We start from the raw sequence: 24,377 nt of genomic DNA, 5'->3' as shown, positions 1-24,377 counted from the left end.
TCTGCAAGACACTTATGAGACTTCATAGGTGTTTTTTTTAGTAATAAAAAAGCGTGAAATAAATCACGCATAGATTATATATTTTATTGTAAAGTAAACTATCAATAATTTTACGATTTACTAAAACATTAGCTACAATTTTGCATTAGGATTTTCATTATTAAATATTTCTATTAAGTTTTCCATATCCTCTTTTGTTGCATAGTGTCTCACGAATGTTCTAGCCGCAGTTCTTCTATTATTCATTAAAGCACGTTCTTTATTTTTCTCATAATAAGCTTTACTCGCTTTCTTTTGTGCTTCAGAAGTTTTTGATTCTGTCATTTTAGTTCCCCCATCATTATACTTTTACTATTTATTAAAGAAAAAATAATAAATTAATATTCCTACAATAGAAATTCCAAAAACACTTTGTAAAAATTCTTTTTTTGTACTTCTACGAATTTCTATTTCCAATTTTCTTTTACCTAATTTATATTCTTTTTTCATAAATGATTAGCTCAACGGTAAAATAAGAGTGATGCTCTCTTTATATATATTAAAAAAATTATAATTAGACTTAGCAAGAATAAATAAACAATTAATTAATATATACCATTATTTTACCACTTTGAACTCTCCTTTCTTATCCTTCTCTTAAATATAATACATGTATCAAGATTTGTCAATTAGATTTATAGAAAAGAATGGCTCAAAATCGTGATTTCAAAGAAATCAATTTTATCGAGCCATCCCCAACGATAATTTATATTTATCTAAACATAATTTTCAAACCGAATTATTTTTATCCCGTACCTTCAGCAAATGACACTATTTTCAAAGAATTAAATTAACTCTTCTACATTTTTAATATATCTATTTTTAAGTAATTTTACTTAAGATTATTTTTCCTTCTCACTTACAAAACCATTTTTTTCTAATAGTTCTTTAGTTACTTTTTCTATTCCTGAAGGTTGTGCATAGAAGTCAGCAAATTTCTTAGTCCATGTTTTTGTCTCGCGTGCTTCTGCGAAGTCTGCCATAGTTTGACGGTATTCTTTTAATACCTCTACATTTGATTTAGGGAATTCATTATATCCTACATTAGCCGCGACTGGTAATCTAGGTTTAACTTTTTCCGTTGATAACTCTTCATCTTTAACACCGATACTTAGGCCACATAGGAACAGAGCATTTTCCGGAATATTTAGTAATTCAGAAATTTTATCACCAAAACCTCTTACTCCACCACAATAAACAATTCCATATCCTAAAGACTCAGCAGCTAAAGCAGCATTTTGCATCGCAATACCTACATCTAAAGTACCAATAAGTAGCGGCTCGTATTGATTAGAAATATCAAACACTCCACCTTCAATGTCAAACGCTAATTTGATGTTAGTATAATCTAAACAATATAGTAAGAACGCAGCAGCATTTTCAATATGAGCTGCATTACCAGGTGCTTTATCACGGATTAAATCAGCAATTTGTTGTTTAGTTTCACCTGTTGTCACAATAATACTATAATGTTGACCATTCATCCAGCTAGATCCTTGTTTAGAACTAGCGATGATTTGCTCAAGATGTTCCTTAGGTAGTTCTTTCCCTTTTACAAAACTACGAGTCGTACGATGATCTAGCATCGTTTTAATTACTTCATTCATATGTTACCTCCGAAATTTTCTAGTAATAGTAACTTAATTATAACGTGAAAAAGAATAGAATGAAAGAAAATAGGCTAACTATTAAGTAAAAAATTAATTGATTGTTACTATCTTTACTTATTCAATATTAATATTAAATTCTTTTAATATTTTATTAAACTGTATTGAAAAATTAGAACTAAGTATTTTACTATCTTTATGACTACTATAATCAAGCAAATTAATATGATCAATATTATTATATTTATCTACTACATACTCTTGTACTTTCAATGTTGAAGATAAAATTACTTGCTTATTTATTTTCTTAAAGTAAGCTAACATTATCTCCTCTTTTGCCGTCGATATTTCTCCTTCTCTAAACGAGTCTATAATAATAGGATACGGGTGATTTAATAAATCATTCAATGCAAGTAATCTACAAAAATAATAAACTTGTTTATCACTTCCGGAAAATGTAGTATCTTTTTTAGTAAATAAATTATCAAAAATCAATGTTCCTGAAGAATCAATTTTTTTATAATACCTATTCATTCTTTCTATTAACTCTTTTTTTGTTAATTTTATTCCTTCTTTACTTGAATTTTGTTCACTCTCAATTGTTTCTTTAGATTTTTTTAATATATTTAATTCTTCTTTTAGATCCATTATTTTTTTATCATAGTCAATATCTTGCTCAAAATACTCAGAATATAATAATATACTCTTTAGCTCTACTGGGGTATTAATTAATAACTCCTTCAGTTTCCCCTGTAATATATTGATTTTTATTTCCAATTCATTTATCTCATCTTCACTAATCGCTATTTGAAACTCAATAGAAGATAGAATTTGATTCCGTACTTCTGCATTACTTAATTCAAAATGAAAATCATGATTTTTAAAACTAATTTTATCGCTACCACATTCTACACAATAAATATTACCAGTTTTCATTTCTATATTTAATGATCTTAATTCTCTTAATAATTCTTTTAATTTTTCTTTTCGATTTTCTTCCCTATTTCTTTCTCTTTTATAAGCCCCTAATCGCTCATTGTACTTCCTTGACATATACCTAAAATCATTAAATTCTTCACTATCAGAAAAGTTATCAAGGTAAGAAGATATTTTCTTATTCTCTTTTCTTAATTTTAGGTATTTTTTATTTTCTTTAATTTTATCATTTATTTCGTCAATCTTATTTTTTATTTCTAACATATCAAGTTTATTATTTACGACCTTATAACCCTTTAATGCCATAATCATATTAATAAAATCATTCTTATTATAGTATCCTTTATTAATAATATTAGAGGGATTTCTATTATCCTGACCAATAAAAAATAATTCATAAAATATTTCTAAATCAGCCAATTTATCTCTTCCATCTTTTTCTATAATAGGAATATCTAATAATCCTTGTTTTTTGAAAAAATGTTTCAACCCTGACACACTTTCAAACAAAAATAATTCATCATTTTTTCGAACTATAAATGAATCATTCTTTCTTAAAAATTTATATTCTTCCCCATTAAAATCTATTTTTGAATAAAAATAATAGTCTTCTTTTTTAAAATTTTCTGGAAAAATAGGTGTATTCCCTATAGAGAACATTAAAGCTTGAAATAACAATGTTTTCCCCTTATTATTATCATCACTAAAAATTATATTAACACCTTCTTTTAATCTATCTTCAACAAATGATTCTTGAAAATTACCAAATCCAATTTTTTTTACTATCATTCTCTTCAAGCCCTTCCTTCACCATAGAAATTAAGTATAATAATGTAAATTCGTCATCTATAAATTTAGGGATATTATTACACTTAACTTTCCCTAAAACATCTCTAATATCAGGATATACCTCAACACATATCAAAATTTCTTCTAATAATGACCAGAATAATTCTTTTTTTTGACTATTTTTGTCAAAAAAAAGTTTAGATATATTAGCATTACACTCCTGAATTATTTCTTTTCTTTCTACTTTATTCATATTAACAAGTTCATCATAAAAATCATTAGGAATACGAGAACTAGTAAATAATTCTATTCCTATAATTCTATTAATAATTAACATCTCTAACTGTTTCCTTGTAATATATTTATTAAACTTTATTACTTCAGAAGCTTTCTCAACAGTAAATTTATGAATATTAATATTTTTTAATTCTGCTTGTTTGTTTCTTATTTCATCAAAAATTAAATTATAAAAATGTTCTCCTTTATTATGCGATTTGAAATTAATTATATTATTTATATATATTGCTTTTTCTTTTTTTCCAACAACAAACATCACAATTTCTATGAATTCTTCTATTTTGATTCTCAGATCACTATCTTTTAATACTCTATCTTTATTTCTTCTTATGTATTCAGTTTCAAGTCCTATTATTATATTTTCTTTATAATTCTCTTTAAAATTGTCAACTTTAAATTCTAATAATTCTTCATTTTTTAAATACACTTCTTTCAACTTTGGAATAAATAAAATATACTCAAAAAAATCAATTTCAGATATATAATTTTGAAAAAGCGTTATCAAACATTCCCCTATTGTCTTTGGTCTCAATGAAGAAACATTTTTTGCTTGAACATCCCACAAAGACAATATATCATCATCAGCTCCAGTTGTATCATTGAAACAATCAATAAAGAAAATAGTTATATTTTTACTATCAGCTCTAAAACTCATTAAATAAAGCATTGCTTTTGTTTCAAAATCATTAGCTTTTCCTAAGTTTTGTTCAGTCGTATTAAATTCGTACATCACTATCCTCCAATAGTAATTTTAAAGATATTATATCACTCTTCTATATTTTAATCTATAATAATTTTTAATTAATAATATAAAACATGTAACGTTGCAATTGACATGAAATAATATATAAAAAAGAGTAACTCCTGTTTAATGAAATTACGACAAATCAAAAAATGAATTTACTCTTATGAAAACCATTTTAACAAAAAATTTACAAAATATACAACAACTTATACCTCATACATTACAAAGTTTCCAAAGCATATATTTAATATATTGGAATAAAAAATTACTTATGGATAAATCTCACAAACCACATTCTAAATACCGAATAATCATCCAGATAGTTTCAAAATCTTAGTGAATGTATTTTAAACTATCTTATCAATTTCAAAGTTGATTTAAATATTTAATAAAATATTTTCAATACACCATACAAAAGCTTTAGCTACACGAATGTCTGAATCACTAAAATGACCACCTTTATTCCATTCTAATATTGTACTTATATTATTATTTTTTAATAGTTCTTCCTGTTTTCTAATATTATTTCCAACAGCAGACATTACTTTATTTTTCGTTTTCTCTTCAGTATCACCTAAACTTAGATAAATAGTGTTACTTAATGGCGTATTATTATTCATAAATTCTTCCCATCCATTAAACCAAACAGAAGAAGAAGCTGCAGCAATCCCTGAAAATGTTTTTGACTTATAAGCACTCCAAAGACTGAATAAACCTGCCAAAGAATAACCACCTAATATCACCTGAACATCATCAGAAAAATCATATTTTTCTTTAATCGGTGGTATTAATCTACTTTCAATAAATTCTAAAGTATCTTTAGCACCCGAACCAAAAGATTTTTTTCCAAATGCTGGAGGTGCTTCCCAAGGAGAAAGTTCATTATTCCAATCCTCTATTTTAAAAGCAATAAGCGAGAATTGTTTATCTGTATTTTTTTCAATTTCTGCTACTTCGTTATCCAATACTTCTATATCATGTTCATCAACAGGTTGTATTAATAAATATTTTGTATTCTCAGAAATATATCCAATACATTCTTTATTATCGATGACAAATTTCTCGTTTCTTAGTTCCATTAATTTCTCCTATGATGTTTATTATTTTTTGTTCCCATAAATTATCACCCAATAAAATTATTTATTATATGCTTAAGCCATATTTTCCAAAATAATCTCTTTAACAATTTTCAGATGCGCTTCAATTTTCCTAACATCAGTTTTTATATAATTAATCAACTCTTTACTTGATACATGTTTTTTTATAAGTGCATAATCATAAAAATCCCGTCTATCATATGACTTCCACTTTTTCCTTGAAGATGATTTTTGTAAAATTGGATTATCCTCTAGATTGAAATGATACAGACAAGTTTTCTCTTTTATACTATCACATATTCTTTCTAAATCACCTATTTTTGCTTTATCTTCAAGAGAAAAATTAACCTTATGTCTATACTGATTTCCTTGTATCTGAATATCAAAAGATGACGTAGTACCTTCGATAGGAAGAACTATACCAAAATGATGTCCTCCCCTTATTCTACCAGAGTATGTTTTATACCCTAAATCAGAAATCTTATTCTGTAGATTCGCATAGTGAATCTTCTCGATAACCGACCTTAATCTCATACCATCAAGTACTTTATTATTAGACTCTTCTAAAAAGTATGATTCACCATAACTTATCTTTTCAATAAATTTTTCCAAATTTTTCATATAATCAATATAATCTATTAAGAATAATCTAAAAGTCTCATCTACTTTTTCAAGTAAATCACTATAATACTCAATTAAATCACCATAACTTCTTCTAAACCAACTATTAGGAAGATCAAATCCAGGTTCAACTAAACTAAGAAGTATCCCTTTAGCATTAGAATCTTTTTCAGAATAACGAATTAATTGATTCTCATCAGGTAAAGACTTAACTTTATTTTCTATAAAAATAACATGATTCTTACTATCCTCATCAATAACCTCGATAGTTAAATCTATCGAGTTTTTTTCTCTATATACTTTCAAGTCAGTATATTTTTTATTAATATCAAAAACATTACTAAAAAACTTATGATTAATAAATTCAGATTTTTCCAGAACAACAGCAAATAGATTGCTGTGATATAATTCCAAATTACTTAGTGATAATTGATAATTCAGTGTGTTTTCTATTTTATTCCTAAGAGTTAGTAACTCATTGTAATTTCCCATTTAACAATTCCTTTACTTTGATAATTAATTTAACCTACTATGTCAAATTTAATTCTATATTTTTTTGTTCTTTATTTAAATATAATACATCTAAAATAACATTTCTCATATCGTATTACTTTGGTATATAAATTAATCATTTAAAATGCTTTGATATTTTTTCCCAATCTATTACGTGAAACCTTCTATAAATATACCAATTTGTGACTAAATCAAAATTTTCTATCGACATAATATAATAGTTTGAAGTTTCAATTTGGCATTCATTAAGATATCTATTTAATCCTGCATTATAAGGCAAAAGAATTTTATCAGTATTACTATAATCAGCTATTTGAAATGTAACACAAATATTATTAGAAATAGGCATAAATATTTGTTTTCCTTCATTTAACATTATCACAGGATTATCACTTGTTATATAATTTTCTCCAACCAAAATATGAAAATTCATATTTTTAGGTTTCTTTAAAAACTTTATAAAATTCTCTAGCACTCCTATTTGTTTAAACCTATCGTTGAAATGCAGTATTTCATTATTTTTACTTTCTTTTATTTCTTCTATTTTATAGGGGTATCTTCTCCTAACATAATTTATATTACCAAAACTCCTAACGAAACTTATTCGTCCCGTATTTGTTCTAATATACTGTATATTTATATATTTAAATAAAAAATCAATTTCATCTTCTCTTAAATCAACCGTGATTCTATCATCTTTTATAACTATATTAGTAAGAATTTTATTTACTATTGGTGCAATTTTAGCTTCTAGTACACTTAAACTATTTTCTAAAATATTATCTATACCAGAACTACCTTCATATGTATAATTCTCAGCACAAATATTTTCATAATTTATATATTGTATCCTATTTGAAATCCTAATGTATGTATATAATTTATCATCTTCATTGGCAAAATGCTTAATTAAAGATCTTGGATAATAATGTTGTTTCTTTGTTACCATATTTTAGTAAATTCACTCCTAAATATTTATTTCTTTTTATTAAAATTTGGATTCCATCTATATTGTAAATAACCTATTCTTTCTGGAGTCAAATATTTATCGATTAAATCATGTTTTATTTGAAATTTTTTATTTATATCATACTGAACATAACAAATAAAATTTTCGTTCTCTGAAAATAAACTTCTCTTATTTCCTCTTCTTACTTCTTCTTTATAAATAGTCATATATACAATGTCAGTTTCCATTTCCCCATGCTTCACTTTATTATTACTAAATCCATAATTTTTAATAGTCTTCACTTCAATAATAGCTTCATTAACTATCTCTTTCAACTGAAATTTGTTAACTTTTCCAACATACATTGTACAACTAAATCTTTTTTTATCATCTAAACTAATATCGGTTATTTCTGAAACCTTATATCTCTCATTTTCTATATTTCCATAGTTTCTAAATAAATCATCAGTTTCATTCCTGATCTCTTCATTAACTTCGAACATTGATGATGAACGATACAATTCTACCAACGCATTTTCTCTTTGCTCTGAATAACTAAATATTTCAAATAATTGTTTTACATTTAATCTAAGAAATGAATTTAATGATTTCGTTGATTTAAATCCCACATATAAATCATCACTATATTTTAGATTTTCCTTTTCTACTACGCAATTTACTACATTTAGTCCAAATTCACAACGAGAATCGATGTCTAAATTTGGATGTGTATAATCTATATTAAATTGTATTTTTTCTTTATTTCCAAATGGATTAAATGAATATGAATAATTACACTCCATTAATATTGTCGAATAACTTAAATTTTTTATAAAGTTTTTCCCTTCTTCCGAAATATTGGGATTTTGTAGTATAACCTCTTCTGTTACCATATTTTCGATTAAATATATAAATAACCTTAGGCATGTCGCAGCAGTAGCATCAAATACTTCTTTTAAATCTATCACAAAGTCATACGTTAATTTATTTTTTTCTAAATATTCTCTACCTATTTTATATCTAAAAGTTATCTTGTTATTATTTAAATATGTATCTCCGTGAGAAATAGAGTTTCGTATGTCAGAATCAGATAATTTTGTTAATTCTTCATATTCCCTTGCAGTAAGTACGTCAATTTAAGATGTTAAATTTTTCTGAAATAGATTTTTTTCTTCAACAACTCCTTCAATTTCTATAAATAATTTTAAAAGACTACTGTAAGAAGAATTCAATAAATCATTATATATATTAAGTGAGAAAATATTGGCTTTCAATTCCTCAGAACCATTAAATTTTTCCATTAAAATTATTCTTTCTTCAATAGTCAGCAATTTTTCATATGATTTAATTAATAAATCTAGATTATCGACTATCACATTCAATAATTTATTTTTTCCTAATTTATTTTCTAATTTTTTAATTTTGTTGTCGATAAAATAATAAATTTCTCTATTCCAATATTTTAATTGTTCATTTTTACAGAACTTATATACTATATTTTTATATAAATAATTTCCTTCTAATTCTATATCAATATCTGATAAAAAATCATTTACTATTTTATTTTCAGTTTCTTCATTTGTATTTATCCAAACCTTTAAATAATCAAACATATCTTCTCCTATGAATAAAATCCAATTTTATAATATTTTTAATTTTACATTAATAATTATACCAAATTTGATCTTTTATGCACAGTTTTCATAACTTATCCACAAGTTGATTTTCCAAATTTCTATAGTATTACAATTGATATGAGATAAAATATAAAAAAAGAAGAGTAACTCCTGCATTTGGATACAAATCAAAAATTATACAAACTGATAATGGTTGTGAATTCACACGCTTTTAGGACACTAAACGAATACATCCTTTCGATGTATTGTGTAACCATTTAGATATAAAACACCAACTCATTAGACTTCGAACTCCAGGGCATAATGATAAAGTTGAAAGAAGTTATAGAAATGATAATAAACGATTTTATAAATACTTATCTTTTTATTCTCATGATGATCTTATTTACCAAATGAAGAAATATCTATATCATTCTAATCAACTTCCTATACAGACCTTAGGATAGCTCTATCTCCTATTGAGAAAAAGCAAGAGTTACAGAGAGGTTAACTTCTCTGTAACTCTATCATATCAAGTATTTATTTTTATTTTTTTCTCACATCATTTACAAATGTACAAAATCATAACATCTACCTTGTTATTAAATTAAGTAGTGATTCATAGTTATCTACTACATCATATACTACTTCATTATTACTTATTGCTTTAAAGTGTTTTTTTGCACAATGTATTTTTGATTGTTCAATAGTACGTAATTCTAGTGAATCCATACTTCCTTTTGTTTCAGCTATAAAGTAAATATGTTTAACAGAACCTTCATGGAAAGCTATAGCCCAGTCTGGATTATATTTCCCAACGGGTGTTGAAATATAAAAACTATTTGGTAACTTAACATAAACAGCAACACTATTATTTATATCTAAATCACTAGCAAATTTTTTCTCATTTGTTGAATCATAAACAATATGGTCATATAAATGTTTTTTTGCTTTCATTGCATTCACATCTAGTTTACCTTTGATTGTAGCATCTGTAAAAATATTCACATCATATTTTTCTTCCATAACATTGTATGTAATATGCTCAATAACAGCAGTTGCCTTCTCTGAGTTAATAATCGAAATAGTTTTAAGTATGAATTCTTCTGGATTAAACTTGAATTGTTCAAATACATACGGTTTTATACCTTGTAGTATACGAACAACTGCTTTCCTAGTTAAATCCGTACCCTCTACAATTTTTCCTATTAAATCATATTTTACATTAGAGCCTACGATTGAACGATCTGTGTAATTATTTACTTCTTCTTTAACAAATGATTTTCCAGCTAATAATTCTTCTTTAGATTTAATTTTATTCATCACTCCACTTTCAACTTTAAATTGTAGTTTAGTAACTGCTAAATTTTGGTCTAAAGCATTAATAGCTTTTTCTATAAGTTCTTCTGTATCGAAGTCAACTACATAAATAGATTTAGAATTAATTTTCTTCCACAATTCTTTAAATTCTTTCATAGCTAACTTATTCTCATCCAATTTAAGTTCAACATTATTTTGTCTAGCATCTTCAATTGTATATAATTTGTTATCATAAACTGAATCTAGAATAGAAACAATTTCATTCACATACGGCATTAACTCATCATCAAATTCAATTGTACCATTTTTCTTATCTTCGTAGTATTTGTCCGTTAATCTATGTTTCTTATCAATATATTTATTAGAAATTAATTCAAACTGAATATCATAAGCTAATTTACTATCTATTTGAATCTTTTCTCCATTAATACCTTTTAACACACGTCCAATAAATAAATCCTCTGTGATTTTAACAGGACGATCTGATACTGCTTCTGCAAATTCACTTTGCAATCCTTTAGCAAAACTATCATAACTTTCACTAGCAATTATAGTTAGCACATTAACATTATGTACTTCATTCCCTAACGCATTAGCATCCATTCTATCACCACGATCATTTACACATAATCTTAAACCACGTCCAACTTCTTGTCGTTTTCTTACATCACTCATACTTTGTTTTAATGTACAAATTTGGAACACGTTAGGATTATCCCATCCTTCTCTAAGTGCGGAGTGCGAGAATATAAACCGAACTGGTGATTTTTTAGGGTCGCAATTTAATAATAATTCTTTATTTTTCATTATTAAATCATATGTATCTATATCATTTTCACCACTTGCACTTGTCTCATTTCTTTTTAACTCAGAATCTACTAACTTACCTTTTTTGTCTATTGAGAAATAACCAGCGTGCGTTGAAGTTTTATCAATCTCATTTAGATAGTTTTGATACTCTGTTTCACCAAATTTTATTTTCAAGTTTGACACTATATCGTTATACTCTTCTTCAAACATTTGTGCATAGATACCATTATATTCACTTCCAGCTTCATCATAACATTTATATTTTGCAACTTCATCAATAAAGAACAATGATAGTACTTTTATACCCTTATTGAATAACTCTTTTTCTCTTTCAATATGTGATAGAATAGTTTCTCTTATTTGAATTCTACGAAGAACATCTTCATTTATATTACCTATAACATCACCAGCATAGATTTTTTTACCATTTATAAATTCAATTGAATTGTCTCTTCCATCTATTTTAGTAATAGTAAATCCATTTTTGTATTCTTCTAATTCACCTGAATTATCATATAAATTAAATCCTTCATTTACTATTCTTGTGATTTTTTTAATCCCTTTTGTTGTTTTATAATCAAATTGAATAGTCGCTGTAGGTGCAGCTTTCGAAAGGTTAATTCCTTCTAAATATACATATCCCTCTGTTGAACTATTACCAGTTTCAGTTATCCCTTTAACTGATATTCTTTTAACAAGTTTTTTGTTATATGCTTCTAGTGCATCTAACCTATATACCATATTATAAATACTATCTTTTTTGTGTGTTGCAGAATATCGTAAAGTCATTAAAGCATTAAACTGCTCTAAACTCTCTTTTGTCTTCTTACCTTCAACTGATTGAGGTTCATCTATTATTACTATTGGATTAGTTTTTGCTATGACATCAATAGGTCTTCTCGAACGAAATTCATCCAATTCCATATAAATACGTCTAGCATCTTTACTAGTAGAATTAAATGCTTGAGAATTAATAATCATTACATTAATAGCATTATCAGACGCGAACTGTTCTATTTGAGTTAATCTACTAGAATTATATACGAAATATCTTATTTTCTTACCATATTCTTCTGCAAAATGATCTTGTGTTATTTCGAAACTCTTATGAACCCCTTCTCGAATAGCAACTGATGGTACTACAACAATAAACTTACTCCAACCGTATTTTTTATTTAACTCATACATAGTTTTTATATAAGTATATGTCTTACCTACACCAGTCTCCATTTCAACTGTTAGGTTGTAACGTCCTTCTAACTTTTCAGATACTTTTATATTATTTTCCTTCTGTATCATATTAATATTCTCTAGAATTTTAGAATCAGTTAACTCTGGAATTATCGGTTCATTTCTCCAACCAGTAAAATCATCTAATAAAGTTTGTCTACCCACTCCGCTATCAATCATATAGATAGAAGTTAAATAAGGTTGACCACTAAAAACATCTACAACTGCACGTGCAGCATCTTTTTGAAATTTTTGATGTTTAAATTGTAATTTCATTATTTCTCCTTTCTATATAACTTTGATTTTTGTATTCGGTGATAAAAGTTTAAATATCTCACTAGTATTTATCTTCTCAACACTATTTTCAAAACTACTATCTCTAAACACCGCTCGAAGTGGAGTTAATTTAGCAATCTCTTTCATTACATTCTCTGAGATATTTTCTTCAAAACACGCGATTAAATCACCTTCATTATAATTATGTACCATACAACCATCTATCTCAATAGATTTATATGGTAAAGATAAAGATAGTCCCCATTCTAATAAACATCCAAATAATAAGTCTAAATCCGTTCTATCTTCCTTAATATTTGATTCAAGTGAAGATAAGAAATCCTGAGTAATTTCATTTGGTGCATAATACACATCTTTCATATTCGAACTATCAACTTTCAATACTCTAAAGCCAATATCTAAATCTGAAGTTAATAATGGATTTTCACTTTTAATTTTATCTCCTGCTAATCGAATTCGTTCTTTAGCAATTTCTGTTATGTAAGGTGTTTTATTTTTCTTGGTTAAATACTCCAATGCAGTTTCAATTACTTTTTTAGTTAAACTACTAGCATTTTTTAACGAATCATATAAATTTTCTGGTAATTGTACTAATATATATTTTCTCTTACCTCCATCTAAAGCATTCAATTTCATGGTTGCGTGGGCAGTAGTTGCTGAACCTGAAAAGAAATCCAATATAATAAATTCTTTCTCATCTAGTAAACTAATTAATAAATTAATAAATCCTATATTTTTTGAAGCAGAAAAAATTGTATTACTTGTTCCAAATAACTCTTTTAATTCTGTACCTGCACCTGTTGTTGTCAAGTTTAAAGAATATTCTTCTTTGATTCCATCTACTATAGCTTCATATTTTTTATTTACCAGTTGACTTTTCATTCTAATTTTATCACTAAAATTCTTTTCATATATTTTTTCTGTTGAAAACTCTAACGCTCCTTCTCTATACAATTCCAAAAATTTTTCTTTACTATATGTATTCTCAACAAGGTTAGTACCTCTGTAGGAGAAATATTTTTTATATCCTTGAGATAATAATCTATAATCCTCTTCACCAAAGTGTTCATTTTTCAATTTTATCTTTTTCGATTCTCTATTGTAATAAACAGAATAATTTTTGTTCGAATTTGTATTAGTTACTAAATTATTATACTCATCCTCTCCAACTAATACTCTCTTTCCACTTCCATGCACATATTTTCCATCCTCATCCAACTTCATGTCTGAAGCATTTTTTGGTATGTTTTCTATAAAATATGCCAAATTCTTATCTTTAGAATAAATTAAACAATATTCTGAACTCACAGAAATAAATTTAGAATTTTTTCTACCTTTTGGATTATTTTCTACAGATAATAGTCCAATAAAATTCCCTTCGCCAAAAACTTCATCACAAATTTTCTTCAAATTCTCAACTTCGTTATCATCTATACTAATAAATATAACACCATCTTCTCTTAGTAAATTTTTTGCTACTAAAAGTCGCGAATACATCATCGAACACCAATCTGAGTGAAAACGACCATTTGAATCAGTATTTTTAAACATACGATTTTCGTCTTCATCATATTCTCCACTTTTTTCAGCGTATTCTTCGTTACTAACTTTAAAATCATCATTGTAGATAAAGTCATTACCTGTATTATAAGGTGGATCAATATATATCATTTTTACTTTTTCTAGGTAACTTTCTTGAAGAAGTTTTAATACTTCAAGATTATCTCCCTCAATATATAAATTCTCTGTATTATCCCAATCTACACTTTCTTCTGGGGCTGGACGAAGAGTTTTTCTTATAGGTTTGTTAGCTTCAACTATCGACTCTTTTTTCCCTACCCATGTGAATTCATACGCTTCTTCACCGTCGACTATATCTTCTGATAGCATTTGTTTTAACATTTTAAAATTTACTGATTTTTTTAATTGTCCATTCTCATCTCTTGATTCCGTTATACAGTTAGGAAATAAAGCTTCTATTTTTTCTATATTTTGAGAAGTTAAATTTAACGACTCCATTCTCATTTTTTCCATCATTTTACCTCTTAAAAATTTTTTTTAATATTTTACTTACTTTATTCTTTAATTTTTTTAGTTCAGCATTTAATTCGACTTGTCTATTAAATTGTTTTTCTTTTTTTACTTTTTTAGATAGATTATTAACTTGCTTTTGTATCTTTTCAAATTCAATACTATTTAATACTCTCTCTTTTAATGTATCACCTAAGAATTTATCTAATTCATTATTAGAAATACTACTTAATATATTTTCATACATATTGTCTAAGTTAATACCAGATAGATTTAACAAATCTTCATCTTCTCTTACCCAATCTGAATGAAATATTTTGTGTATATTAATCATTCTAGCTTCTCTATTAATTTCCTTATAACTTAATGAGTATTTTTCTTGTTATTATATTCAAATACAAATAAAATATGATATAGTATATTTTCATCAATAATATATAGAACTGAATCATCAATTTCATAATCATGGAGTTCTACTCTAAATACTTCTATTTCCTCTACAAAACTACCATTTGCTATATTCATAGTTGTATGATCTATTTTATTTTCCCATGTTATTGACTTAATTTGCTTTACAAAATAATTTTTAGTTTTACTCGGAAGGGATTTCTTAGTATAAAGATCTTTATAAAACTTCTGTTTAGGAATAAATCTATTAAATTCTGTATTTTTAGGTAATCCTAACATTTTTCACCTCTTTACTTTATTACAAGGAAACATATTAATTCAAAACAGATTCATCTAAAAATTTTAGTTTTTATTGCTATAGTTTCTCTAAGCTCATACAAACTATATATATATATATATGTTAATTTACAGTAATTATAGATTTTATTATTATATTTAATAATTACACTACTCATTCCCAATAATATCAATAAATTTTTTTCTATATAATTTTTCTTTATTTCTTAGATATCATTTTTTTATCTATAGCAGCGTCTTTTTTTATTTCAAGTAGGAATGGAATGCCATTATGCATTATAATTTGTCTATAAAATAAATCTATCACTGTTGCCCTTGTTAAATCTAATTTTTTTAGTATCGCTTCCGCTTCTACTTTAACATTTTCTTGTATCCTTACATTTACAATTGCTGTCTTTATACTCGTCATAATCAACACCTCCGTGCGTCTCTTTTTATTATACACTTATGTATCTCTATTAGCAATACAAATGAGGTACAATTTAATTTTTATTAACCATTATATAAAAGTTGAACTGATACTTACAAAATAACTTTTTAATAGGATATAACTAATAATTTACTTAATATAAATAAAATACTTATTCATTATTTCCTTTATTTTTTAAAATTTCTTTACTATATATTTCTGAACTATTTCCTAAATTTTTAATTAATTCATTAATATGATTAGTTGGAATATTTAATTTAGGTTTGGCATTTTTCAAAATCTCAGATATATCTCCTAAGTTGACAATAATTTTGCTAATATTACTACTAACAGGAGAAGTTAACTCCAGATTATAATTACTTGTATGATTATTCATATTATTTATAATTTGACTATACTGTTTAATCATCTCTTCTTGCTTTTTTCTAAATTCTATAAATTCCTTTTGCTTATCTGATATTATTAAATCTCTAAATCCCATATTTATGTTTTTTATGTTTTCAGATAATTGACTAAAAATTCCATTAGTTTCTATAGCATTTAAAAGTGCATCTCTGAATGAAGTATGAACAGCTGTTAAATTTGTATTTTCTTTATATTTTTCTTCGTTTATATTTATAATTTCTTTCTCTAATGCCTTAGTCATTTTTTTTAATAGTTTTTTAATAGAGTTAAACTCACTATATGAAAAATCTTTATTATGCATTACTTTATTTCTACTTGATCGAATTATTTCTAAATCCTCTTTCACAAGTTTAATATTATAATTATAAAATATCCTATCCCATAAAGATTTTTTAACAGATTTTTCTAAAATTCCTTTAATACTATTAATATTTGGATTTTGTTTTTTTATTTCAACTTTACACTCTTCTATTATTTTTTCATTACTCCATTCTTCCCTTTCAGTAAATAAATAATTAATATAATCATAGAATGAGAACTCTTCTAACGCATTCTCTATATACTGTTTTTGATTAATCCCTTTCTCTTTGTGTGATTTTTCAATTTCTTTACTAATGGTTTTCTCCACCCATTTACCTTCATACGCTTGAATAACTGTCAAATATATAAACTCACGAAGAGCTCTTTCAAATTTAGAGACAATTATTGATACTTTATCACAAAAATATCTTGATGAGTCATCATATATTGTGATAATTCTATAATTTTTCCTATGTTCTCCTTTTTTTATAGCATTTTTAATATCTTCAATTAGTATTGCATTTTCTAGATTATTTCCACTTTTAGTAGTAGATATACTAAAAACAATATTATTACTTTCTTGAGCTTTTACTATATCGAACTTATAATTTATATCCTTATAAAAAAATTCATTATTCTTGATTTCAAATACACTACTAAAATCACTCTTTAATTCTTCAATATCTATATTTTTATTTTTGTGTAAAAATAATAATTTTAAAATCATTTTATTCCTCTTTATATATTACTATTAATTGCTCCAAATCAATAATTATTATATTTAAATTAATTTATTATAATATTACAATTTAACTAGTACAATTTTATGTACTAATAAAACAAAAAATAACCATCTTTACTTTAAACGGGAAAGATGATTATTTTTTATAAATAAATTTATCAGCATTGCCGTTACAAAACAGAAATCTCTTTTTTATTAATATTTACTTTTTATTTTTTCAATACTTCAATCACTGTCTTTTATTTTCTATCTTAATCTAACTATTCTATATCTTAATTATTAGAGTCAGAATTATAATATTATAACTAAAAAAATAACTATTTCTAATATAATTCTAAAATAGCTACTATCTCTTCTCCATCTTTTTCACTGGTTTCTACAAAACCAACTGACTTATAAAGTTGTCGTGCTATATCATTATCACTTTCATATGATAACCAACAATATTTTGCTGTTCCACAAGGAAATGTATTAATAAATTCTAAAGCCAAATCCATTGCTTTCTTACCAAATCCTTTCCCTTGGAATTTCTTATCTATCATAAGACGCCATATATTATAATTCCCTTTAGCAATCTTAGGAGCACCTTCATCATCTGAATTCACATCAAAACCTATCATTAGAAAACCAATAGGTGTATCATCTTTATAAATGCCAAATGTAAATACATCATTATTCTCAGTAATTGCTATATACGCTTCTATGATACTACTATTATTTGTAGCTACAAAACTTTTCTGATTATCAAAAACTTCTAAATTCAGGATATCCGCTACATTTTTTCTATTAATCTTTTTCAATTTAAGCATAATTTATTCCCCATTGATTTATTTTGATTTTAATGTGAAGTTTATTTTTATGATTATTAAATAATTTCGTAATATTTATATCTTATTTCTTAGTATCCCTACTAAACTCCCTACTTAATAAACTTTGTTATTTTTCCTTCTTTTTTATATGTTTCTACTGCTTTTGCTACTCTCTCGAAGTCACGTCTTAAGCTGTATGAATAGATATCTCTAAATAATCTATATCCTAGTTTTTCATTTACTTCAAATGCTAATGTGTATAGTTCGTATGTTTCCATTGAATCAAAGTTTTCGTGTGCTTTTACTACATCTACTAATATATCATCACAATGTTCCACTAATGCTTTTTCTAGTCTATCATTTAAGAATTTTGATTTATCTAGAGTATATTTATACATTTCTCTTGATGTAGTAGAAAAGTCCGCTATTAAGCTTTCTTTATCTAGTTTATCATACAGTTCATATCCTAACTGTTCATTTACATCTTTTGCGATTTCTACTAATCTTTCATCTGACACAGGTTCTAAACTATATGCTGCGTTACTAACTTCCGATAATGCGTTGTAGTTTTCTTCTATCACTTTTTTTAATAATTCTAATTTCATAAAAATCCTCTCAATCCTAATTTTCTTACATTCTATTATATCATATTTACTAGTGATTCTTATATCTCTTTACAACTTTTATACTATTCCTTTATATATCTTGAATTTAACTTTTTCGTATAAAGTTCTCTTGAAAAATTAATCATTCTACGATAAAATTAATGTATTAACTAAGGAGAGTTTTAAAAATGAGTGAATCGAAAATTGTTTTAACTATTGATGATGAATTAAAAAATGAAGCTGAGGATTTATTCTTTAGTCTTGGATTAAATCTGGAAACTGCTATTAGCATGTTCCTTACAAAAGCTGTTAATGAAGGTGGAATACCTTTTGAAGTGAAACAAACAAAATACGTTGAAAGTCCTGATTTTATCTCTAGTCACTTCACTATTAAATCTGCTGTATATGAGATTAATGAATATATAAAAGATAGATTTAACGAGGAACCTTCATTTTATCTAGCTTGTGAAAATAGAGGTCTTACAGATGATGAAGCTAGCAAATTATTCATTCTATTTTCTAATAATACTGAAGAGATTGATCAAGAAGAGTTCACAGAAAAAAATATTGATAACCTAGTAGAATTATCTACAATCGCCTTCCCAGCATTAAGACGATTATCAGATGAACAACTGCGTGATATCGTGAATGCATATATTACTAACTACTATTTAATTAGATAATAAAAACTAAATGACGAACTTTTAGGAGTACCTTAACAGATTTAATTTTACGGTACTTCTAATTCATTTATGAATGCTTTAATAAACCTAGAGTGAAGTTAACTTTTATTAGAATAGACTTCCTATAAAAGCTAACTTCTTCAACATATGTATGAGATTTTTTTGTTTTTATATTTCTATAAAACTTATTTCTTATTAAAAATAATCATCATTTATAGGAGGTAAAATTTCCTCTAGATGTATCTCAACAAAATCATCACAATCTATGTTTGCAAATCTATGCCATGCTCTTTTAGTCTTTAGATATGCTTTTATCCTTAGATTTAAAGAAACAAATTTGTCATCTATTTTAAATTCTAAAATATTACTATTAGTTTCATACTTATCTATTTTACAACAATACTCTATTTCCCAATTAATGCAATAAAAGTCTAACGGGAAACTGTTATCAACTTCTAAAATTATCCTATACGTTTCACCTGATTTAAGATTTACTGTTTCTCTTTTATTGTTCGTTGAATCATAATTAGTTAAAGGATAAATACTCCACGAATAATTTGTGTCTTCTCTATAAATACAGTGTCCTAATGAATCTTTAAATGATAAAAATGTCGGAACATTATACTCTTTATCTCTACCTATTTTTTTATAATACTCTTTAAATACTTCAATTAAATCATTTGAATAACATACTCCTTGCTCCAATTCCCGTTGTGATAAGGGATTGGTATGAGAGATTTTATTTCTTATACTGATTAATTTTTCAAAAGTTAATCTTAAAGATTCAATACCTGAATAAAATGGTTCAAAAACATTTTTAAAATGTAACTTATACAAATCATTTCGACAAAAAAAATATTTTAAATATTCCATAACTAAAGCATCTACTTTCCTTGGATATCTTTTTGGATTACTATCTACTCTATCTTGAACTTGTTTTATTATTTCATTCTTTACAAGTGGAGTACTTTCATCAAATTTGAAATTAAAATAGTCTTTACCATATTCCTTACTAAATGTTTCTTCAATTAATCTTCTAGACCACAGTTCCATCGTATCTAATCGATGTTTACACAAATCTCCTGCTTCTAATTCTGTCATATTCCACAGTAAGAAATCTCCATTTTTTTTATTTTCATTAACAATAGTATCTTCATTATTAGATATATTATTAACAGTTGATTTATTAATAATATATTTGTCTTTCTTAAACATACTTATATACTATCCTTTCTATAATTTATAATGAATTAAATCTGAATATACTATAATATTCAGTTATAATTCTATTTCAAAATTTTCTACAGTAAAATCACTTTAGTTAAAGATCTCAAGATATTATTCTTTATCAATTAACCAGTCGACAATATATTTGATTTCTATACCATCAATATAGTCTATTCCTTCATATCGACCTGTAATTACTATTTTTTTATAATTATCTTTTATCATTAATAAATTATCAGTTTCATGTGAATTATTTGGAATTTGATATGCTACTTGATAGTATTCAATTAGCCCATCTCTTTTAGCGATAAAATCTATTTCTTTATCATCTAATCTAACTATATCAACTTTATATCCTCGTCTCAGAAGTTCTAAATATACGATATTTTCTAATCGATTCCCTAAGTTACCATCTTTATGACTAACAGCATGGTTTCTAAGTCCATTATCAGCTATGAAATATTTAGAGTTTTGTTTTAAATATCCTTTACCTCTAATATCATACGGTTTAGCTTCATAAAATAGATAAGCATCTTGTAATAATTCTAAATACCTATTTACTGTATGATTAGATATTGTTAATTTCTCTTGTTTCAGCATATTTGATATTTTTGTAGGATTTATTAATTGTCCTACATTATCAGCTAAAAATGCAACTACCCTTTTTAAGACTAACGTGTCTTTCACAGATCCTCTTATTGCTATATCATTTAATAATATCGAATCATAAATTCCTGATAAAATAGTTGTCTTTATGGCTTCAGGTGACAATACAACTCCTGGGAATCCTCCATATTTTTCATAATCTTTATAAGCAGAATCTACAACCCTAGAATTAATATCAATGTTATTCACTTCTAAATACTCTCTAAATGAAAATGGATATATTTCTATTTCCACATATCTTCCACTAAGTAAGGTAGCTAATTCACCCGATAACAGTTTTGCATTTGATCCAGTTATTACTATATCTATATCAAAACTAACTCTTAAACCATTAATTACTTTTTGCCAACCATCAACAAATTGAACTTCATCTATTAATAAATATACTTTTTTTCCGTTATTTGGTAACAACTCTTTTAGAAGCTCTGAGAATTCTTCAGAACTTTTTATATGTTGATACTCAAATGCTTCTAGATTTATATAAATTACATTATCTTTATTTATTCCTTGTTCATATAAATAATTACTATATTGTTTTAATAGGACCGATTTCCCTGAACGCCTGACTCCAGTGATAACTTTTATAAAATCTGTATCTTTGAATGAAATTAGTTTATTTAAATAATTATCTCTTATATACATTTTTTTCTCCTTTCGTTAAATTGATTATCATATTACCATTATCATACCATATTCCTCCATTAATTGGAAGTAGACTTCCAACTTTTGCCTTTTTTATTTTAAATTGGAAGTTTACTTCCAACTTTCTACATTTATACCCTTAATTGGAAGTTCACTTCCAACTTTTCTTTTTTCTTATTCCTTTTTTTCAGATTTTTATTTTTACAATCTCTTTATTTTCTGATAAACTATAATTGTAAATAAATAAAACACTTACATTTATGTAAATAAGAGGAGATTAAAATGGGAAATTTCAATAAAAAAGTTGTTTCAGTAGCTTCAATTGCTGCAACATTACCTGCCCTAGTAGGTAGCTATGCTGGGTACCAAAAATTACGTTATAATCGTAGTGCTAAAGCTGGTTTAATCGAGTTATACCTTGGTAATAAATATAAAAAACTAAGAGATATCGATGAAACTAAAAGACTAGAAAAACAAAAAGAAGATAAGAACGAAGAAACTGTAAATGTATATGAATTTGATACTAAATCTAAATTCTATACTAGAATTGTTTCTGATAGACAGATTTGGCATTTAAATAGTGTAAATGACTCTAATTCTACTATTTTCTATATTCATGGTGGTTCTTACGTTCATGAATTCGTAGATATTCAATGGGCGATGGCTGATAAGATAGCGCAAGAAGCTGATGCTGAGGTTATTATTCCTGACTACGGATTAGCTCCATTCTATACTTATAAAGATAGCTATGAACTTCTAACAAAATTATATACAGATTACATTACTAAAAATCCAGATAGAGATGTCTATATTATGGGAGATAGTGCTGGTGGAGGCTTAGCTCTAGGATTAGTTCAAGATCTTGTTCAAAATAATATTAAACTACCTAAAGGTCTTATTCTACTAAGTCCATGGGTTGATTTAACTATGTCGAATCCTGATATTAAAAAATATATCAAAAAAGATCCTCTACTACACGTTGATACTTTACTAGCTGATGCTAAATCTTGGGCTGGTGATGCAGACTTATCTGATTGGAAGGTTTCTCCATTATACGGTGAGATGAAAGGTTTACCAGAAGTATTGTTATTCTCAGGAACTCGTGAACTATTATATCCTGATATAGCATTATTAGCTGAAAAACTTCGTGAAGCAAATGTTAAGACTGAATTTGAAATCGGTAAAAACTTAAATCACGTATACCCTGCCTTCCCAATACCAGAAGCAACTGTAGCTATTAATAAAATCGTTGAGTTTGTGAAAAATAAATAATTAATATTAAAAAGATGTACTCAAATTTATGATTTAAAAATCTATTTTTGGGTACATCTTTTTTTGATATTATTCTCTACTTTACAAACTATTTTTTAGATTTAAACTATAAAACATTTTAAGAATTACAATCGTATATTTTCTATTTATACTTAATAGTTTCTTCTGCTATAGCATTCGTTAATAATTGTGAAAAATTAATATTGTATTTTACTGCAACATCATTTGCCCATTTAGGAATAGACAATGTTTTTTTTATTAACGTGCTACTATCTAAATATTCTCTCAAATCAACTACAACCATTGAAACAAATGATTTATTAAGAACATAATAATCCTTCATCTCTGGATCATCTTTAAAAGGAAAATCATCTTCTATTGACAACTCATTTATATTACTCGATTTAGGCAATCTTTCTCCATCTTCTAAATAATCACTAAGAGCTAATCCCAAATAATCTGATGCCATACTCATTGATTCTGCTATACCTGTCCCCTGTGTTCCACTTCCTTCTAGATCTGGAAAATATACATTATAAATTTCTTTCTCTTCATTTTCTTTGTTAAAATAAAAAATAGCTGGATAACTTACTAACATTATATCACCTCATTAATTTGGAGCTGGATTATAATAATCCAGCATCCTTTAATATTCCCTTCTCTGTGAATTTATTCAATTCACCTTTTGGGATAATGATTGGTCTTTTCTGTCCAGGTCTGTTCATTTTTATATGAGATCCCTTTCCGCCTTTACATAAAGTAAAACCGTACTTTTTCAACAGTTTAACCATCTCTTCTTGTGTCATCGGCATAATATTAAACCTCCTGACACTTTAACTATACTACGTATTTATACCTATGTCAATAATATTACTTCCATTTCTCAAAATATATTCTGCATTGATTGAATATTCTCAATTAACTAATCTTCTAGCTACTATAGTCCAATCTTATTCCCTAATGTCCACTTTTTTTCACGAAAGTCCAGTTTTAC

The 24,377-nt window shown here is 26.0% G+C and carries 21 protein-coding genes and 2 pseudogenes; 3 read left to right on the top strand and 20 right to left on the bottom strand.

Annotation, left to right across the window (positions count from 1 at the left end; translation table 11 throughout):
- Window positions 1-132: 132 nt before the first annotated feature.
- From O3884_RS03035 to O3884_RS02995, 9 genes are all read right to left on the bottom strand, one after another.
- Entirely contained in the window at window positions 133-324 is a 192-nt protein-coding gene (locus O3884_RS03035) for a hypothetical protein (RefSeq protein ID WP_274459105.1), read from the bottom strand.
- 557 nt (window positions 325-881) lie between these two features.
- Window positions 882-1,646, bottom strand: a complete 765-nt coding sequence (locus O3884_RS03030; RefSeq protein WP_371451548.1) for a nitroreductase family protein — start codon at window positions 1,644-1,646, stop codon at window positions 882-884.
- A gap of 117 nt (window positions 1,647-1,763) precedes the next feature.
- Window positions 1,764-3,371, bottom strand: coding sequence for a hypothetical protein (locus O3884_RS03025; RefSeq protein ID WP_371451546.1), 1,608 nt, complete (start codon window positions 3,369-3,371; stop codon window positions 1,764-1,766).
- Entirely contained in the window at window positions 3,343-4,398 is a 1,056-nt protein-coding gene (locus tag O3884_RS03020) for a hypothetical protein (RefSeq protein ID WP_371451544.1), read from the bottom strand. The genes O3884_RS03025 and O3884_RS03020 overlap by 29 nt, the downstream gene beginning before the upstream one ends.
- Window positions 4,399-4,790: 392 nt before the next feature.
- Window positions 4,791-5,492 (bottom strand): alpha/beta hydrolase, encoded by a 702-nt coding sequence (locus O3884_RS03015; protein WP_371451542.1) that lies wholly within the window; start codon window positions 5,490-5,492, stop codon window positions 4,791-4,793.
- A gap of 72 nt (window positions 5,493-5,564) precedes the next feature.
- Window positions 5,565-6,623 carry a PD-(D/E)XK nuclease family protein gene (locus O3884_RS03010; protein WP_371451540.1) on the bottom strand — a complete coding sequence of 353 codons (1,059 nt, stop codon included), beginning with the start codon at window positions 6,621-6,623 and terminating at the stop codon, window positions 5,565-5,567.
- 136 nt (window positions 6,624-6,759) lie between these two features.
- Window positions 6,760-7,593 (bottom strand): DUF4238 domain-containing protein, encoded by an 834-nt coding sequence (locus O3884_RS03005; protein WP_371451538.1) that lies wholly within the window; start codon window positions 7,591-7,593, stop codon window positions 6,760-6,762.
- Between the two features lie 26 nt (window positions 7,594-7,619).
- Window positions 7,620-8,561 carry a hypothetical protein gene (locus O3884_RS03000; protein ID WP_371451536.1) on the bottom strand — a complete coding sequence of 314 codons (942 nt, stop codon included), beginning with the start codon at window positions 8,559-8,561 and terminating at the stop codon, window positions 7,620-7,622.
- A gap of 168 nt (window positions 8,562-8,729) precedes the next feature.
- On the bottom strand, window positions 8,730-9,206 hold the full coding sequence (locus O3884_RS02995; protein ID WP_371451534.1) for a hypothetical protein: 477 nt from the start codon (window positions 9,204-9,206) through the stop codon (window positions 8,730-8,732).
- A 179-nt stretch (window positions 9,207-9,385) separates the two neighbouring features.
- Between O3884_RS02995 and O3884_RS02990 the strand changes: the two are divergent.
- Window positions 9,386-9,676, top strand: a pseudogene (locus O3884_RS02990) (IS481 family transposase); the annotation flags it as partial.
- A gap of 124 nt (window positions 9,677-9,800) precedes the next feature.
- Here O3884_RS02990 and O3884_RS02985 read toward each other — a convergent pair.
- The 7 genes and pseudogenes from O3884_RS02985 to O3884_RS02955 form a co-directional block, all read right to left on the bottom strand.
- Window positions 9,801-12,845 carry a type III restriction-modification system endonuclease gene (locus O3884_RS02985; protein WP_371451532.1) on the bottom strand — a complete coding sequence of 1,015 codons (3,045 nt, stop codon included), beginning with the start codon at window positions 12,843-12,845 and terminating at the stop codon, window positions 9,801-9,803.
- A 12-nt stretch (window positions 12,846-12,857) separates the two neighbouring features.
- Window positions 12,858-14,903, bottom strand: coding sequence for a site-specific DNA-methyltransferase (locus tag O3884_RS02980; RefSeq protein ID WP_371451530.1), 2,046 nt, complete (start codon window positions 14,901-14,903; stop codon window positions 12,858-12,860).
- Window position 14,904: 1 nt separating this feature from the next.
- Window positions 14,905-15,584, bottom strand: a pseudogene (locus O3884_RS02975) (DUF4391 domain-containing protein).
- 217 nt (window positions 15,585-15,801) lie between these two features.
- A complete protein-coding gene (locus O3884_RS02970) occupies window positions 15,802-16,011 on the bottom strand; it encodes a type II toxin-antitoxin system RelB/DinJ family antitoxin (protein ID WP_371451528.1) in 210 nt (69 codons plus the stop codon).
- A gap of 172 nt (window positions 16,012-16,183) precedes the next feature.
- Entirely contained in the window at window positions 16,184-17,464 is a 1,281-nt protein-coding gene (locus tag O3884_RS02965; RefSeq protein WP_371451526.1) for a hypothetical protein, read from the bottom strand.
- Window positions 17,465-17,802: 338 nt separating this feature from the next.
- Complete coding sequence (locus O3884_RS02960; RefSeq protein WP_371451524.1) at window positions 17,803-18,288, bottom strand: GNAT family N-acetyltransferase; 486 nt, start codon at window positions 18,286-18,288, stop codon at window positions 17,803-17,805.
- A 110-nt stretch (window positions 18,289-18,398) separates the two neighbouring features.
- A complete protein-coding gene (locus tag O3884_RS02955) occupies window positions 18,399-18,893 on the bottom strand; it encodes a hypothetical protein (RefSeq protein ID WP_371451522.1) in 495 nt (164 codons plus the stop codon).
- Window positions 18,894-19,081: 188 nt separating this feature from the next.
- On the opposite strand from O3884_RS02955, the gene O3884_RS02950 reads away from it, so the two are divergent.
- The gene (locus tag O3884_RS02950; RefSeq protein ID WP_371451520.1) at window positions 19,082-19,576 is read left to right on the top strand and encodes a type II toxin-antitoxin system RelB/DinJ family antitoxin; all 495 of its coding nucleotides are present in this window, start codon (window positions 19,082-19,084) and stop codon (window positions 19,574-19,576) included.
- Between the two features lie 195 nt (window positions 19,577-19,771).
- On the opposite strand, the gene O3884_RS02945 is transcribed toward O3884_RS02950, so the two are convergent.
- Window positions 19,772-20,791: a hypothetical protein gene (locus tag O3884_RS02945; protein WP_371451518.1), complete on the bottom strand. Its 1,020-nt coding sequence runs from the start codon at window positions 20,789-20,791 to the stop codon at window positions 19,772-19,774.
- 123 nt (window positions 20,792-20,914) lie between these two features.
- Window positions 20,915-22,111 carry an ATP-binding protein gene (locus O3884_RS02940; protein ID WP_371451516.1) on the bottom strand — a complete coding sequence of 399 codons (1,197 nt, stop codon included), beginning with the start codon at window positions 22,109-22,111 and terminating at the stop codon, window positions 20,915-20,917.
- 282 nt (window positions 22,112-22,393) lie between these two features.
- On the opposite strand from O3884_RS02940, the gene O3884_RS02935 reads away from it, so the two are divergent.
- On the top strand, window positions 22,394-23,383 hold the full coding sequence (locus O3884_RS02935) for an alpha/beta hydrolase fold domain-containing protein (protein ID WP_371451514.1): 990 nt from the start codon (window positions 22,394-22,396) through the stop codon (window positions 23,381-23,383).
- Between the two features lie 142 nt (window positions 23,384-23,525).
- Here O3884_RS02935 and O3884_RS02930 read toward each other — a convergent pair whose 3' ends face one another.
- Both O3884_RS02930 and O3884_RS02925 read right to left on the bottom strand, forming a co-directional pair.
- On the bottom strand, window positions 23,526-23,981 hold the full coding sequence (locus O3884_RS02930) for a type II toxin-antitoxin system HicB family antitoxin (protein ID WP_294683776.1): 456 nt from the start codon (window positions 23,979-23,981) through the stop codon (window positions 23,526-23,528).
- A 28-nt stretch (window positions 23,982-24,009) separates the two neighbouring features.
- Window positions 24,010-24,195, bottom strand: coding sequence for a type II toxin-antitoxin system HicA family toxin (locus O3884_RS02925; protein WP_294683775.1), 186 nt, complete (start codon window positions 24,193-24,195; stop codon window positions 24,010-24,012).
- Window positions 24,196-24,377: the final 182 nt, after the last annotated feature.

Origin of the sequence: Gemella sp. 20925_1_85, assembly GCF_041433735.1 — a bacterium.
Lineage (GTDB): Bacteria > Bacillota > Bacilli > Staphylococcales > Gemellaceae > Gemella.
Note: the sequence above shows the minus strand (reverse complement) of the source record. Positions and strands in the feature narration are given on the sequence as shown.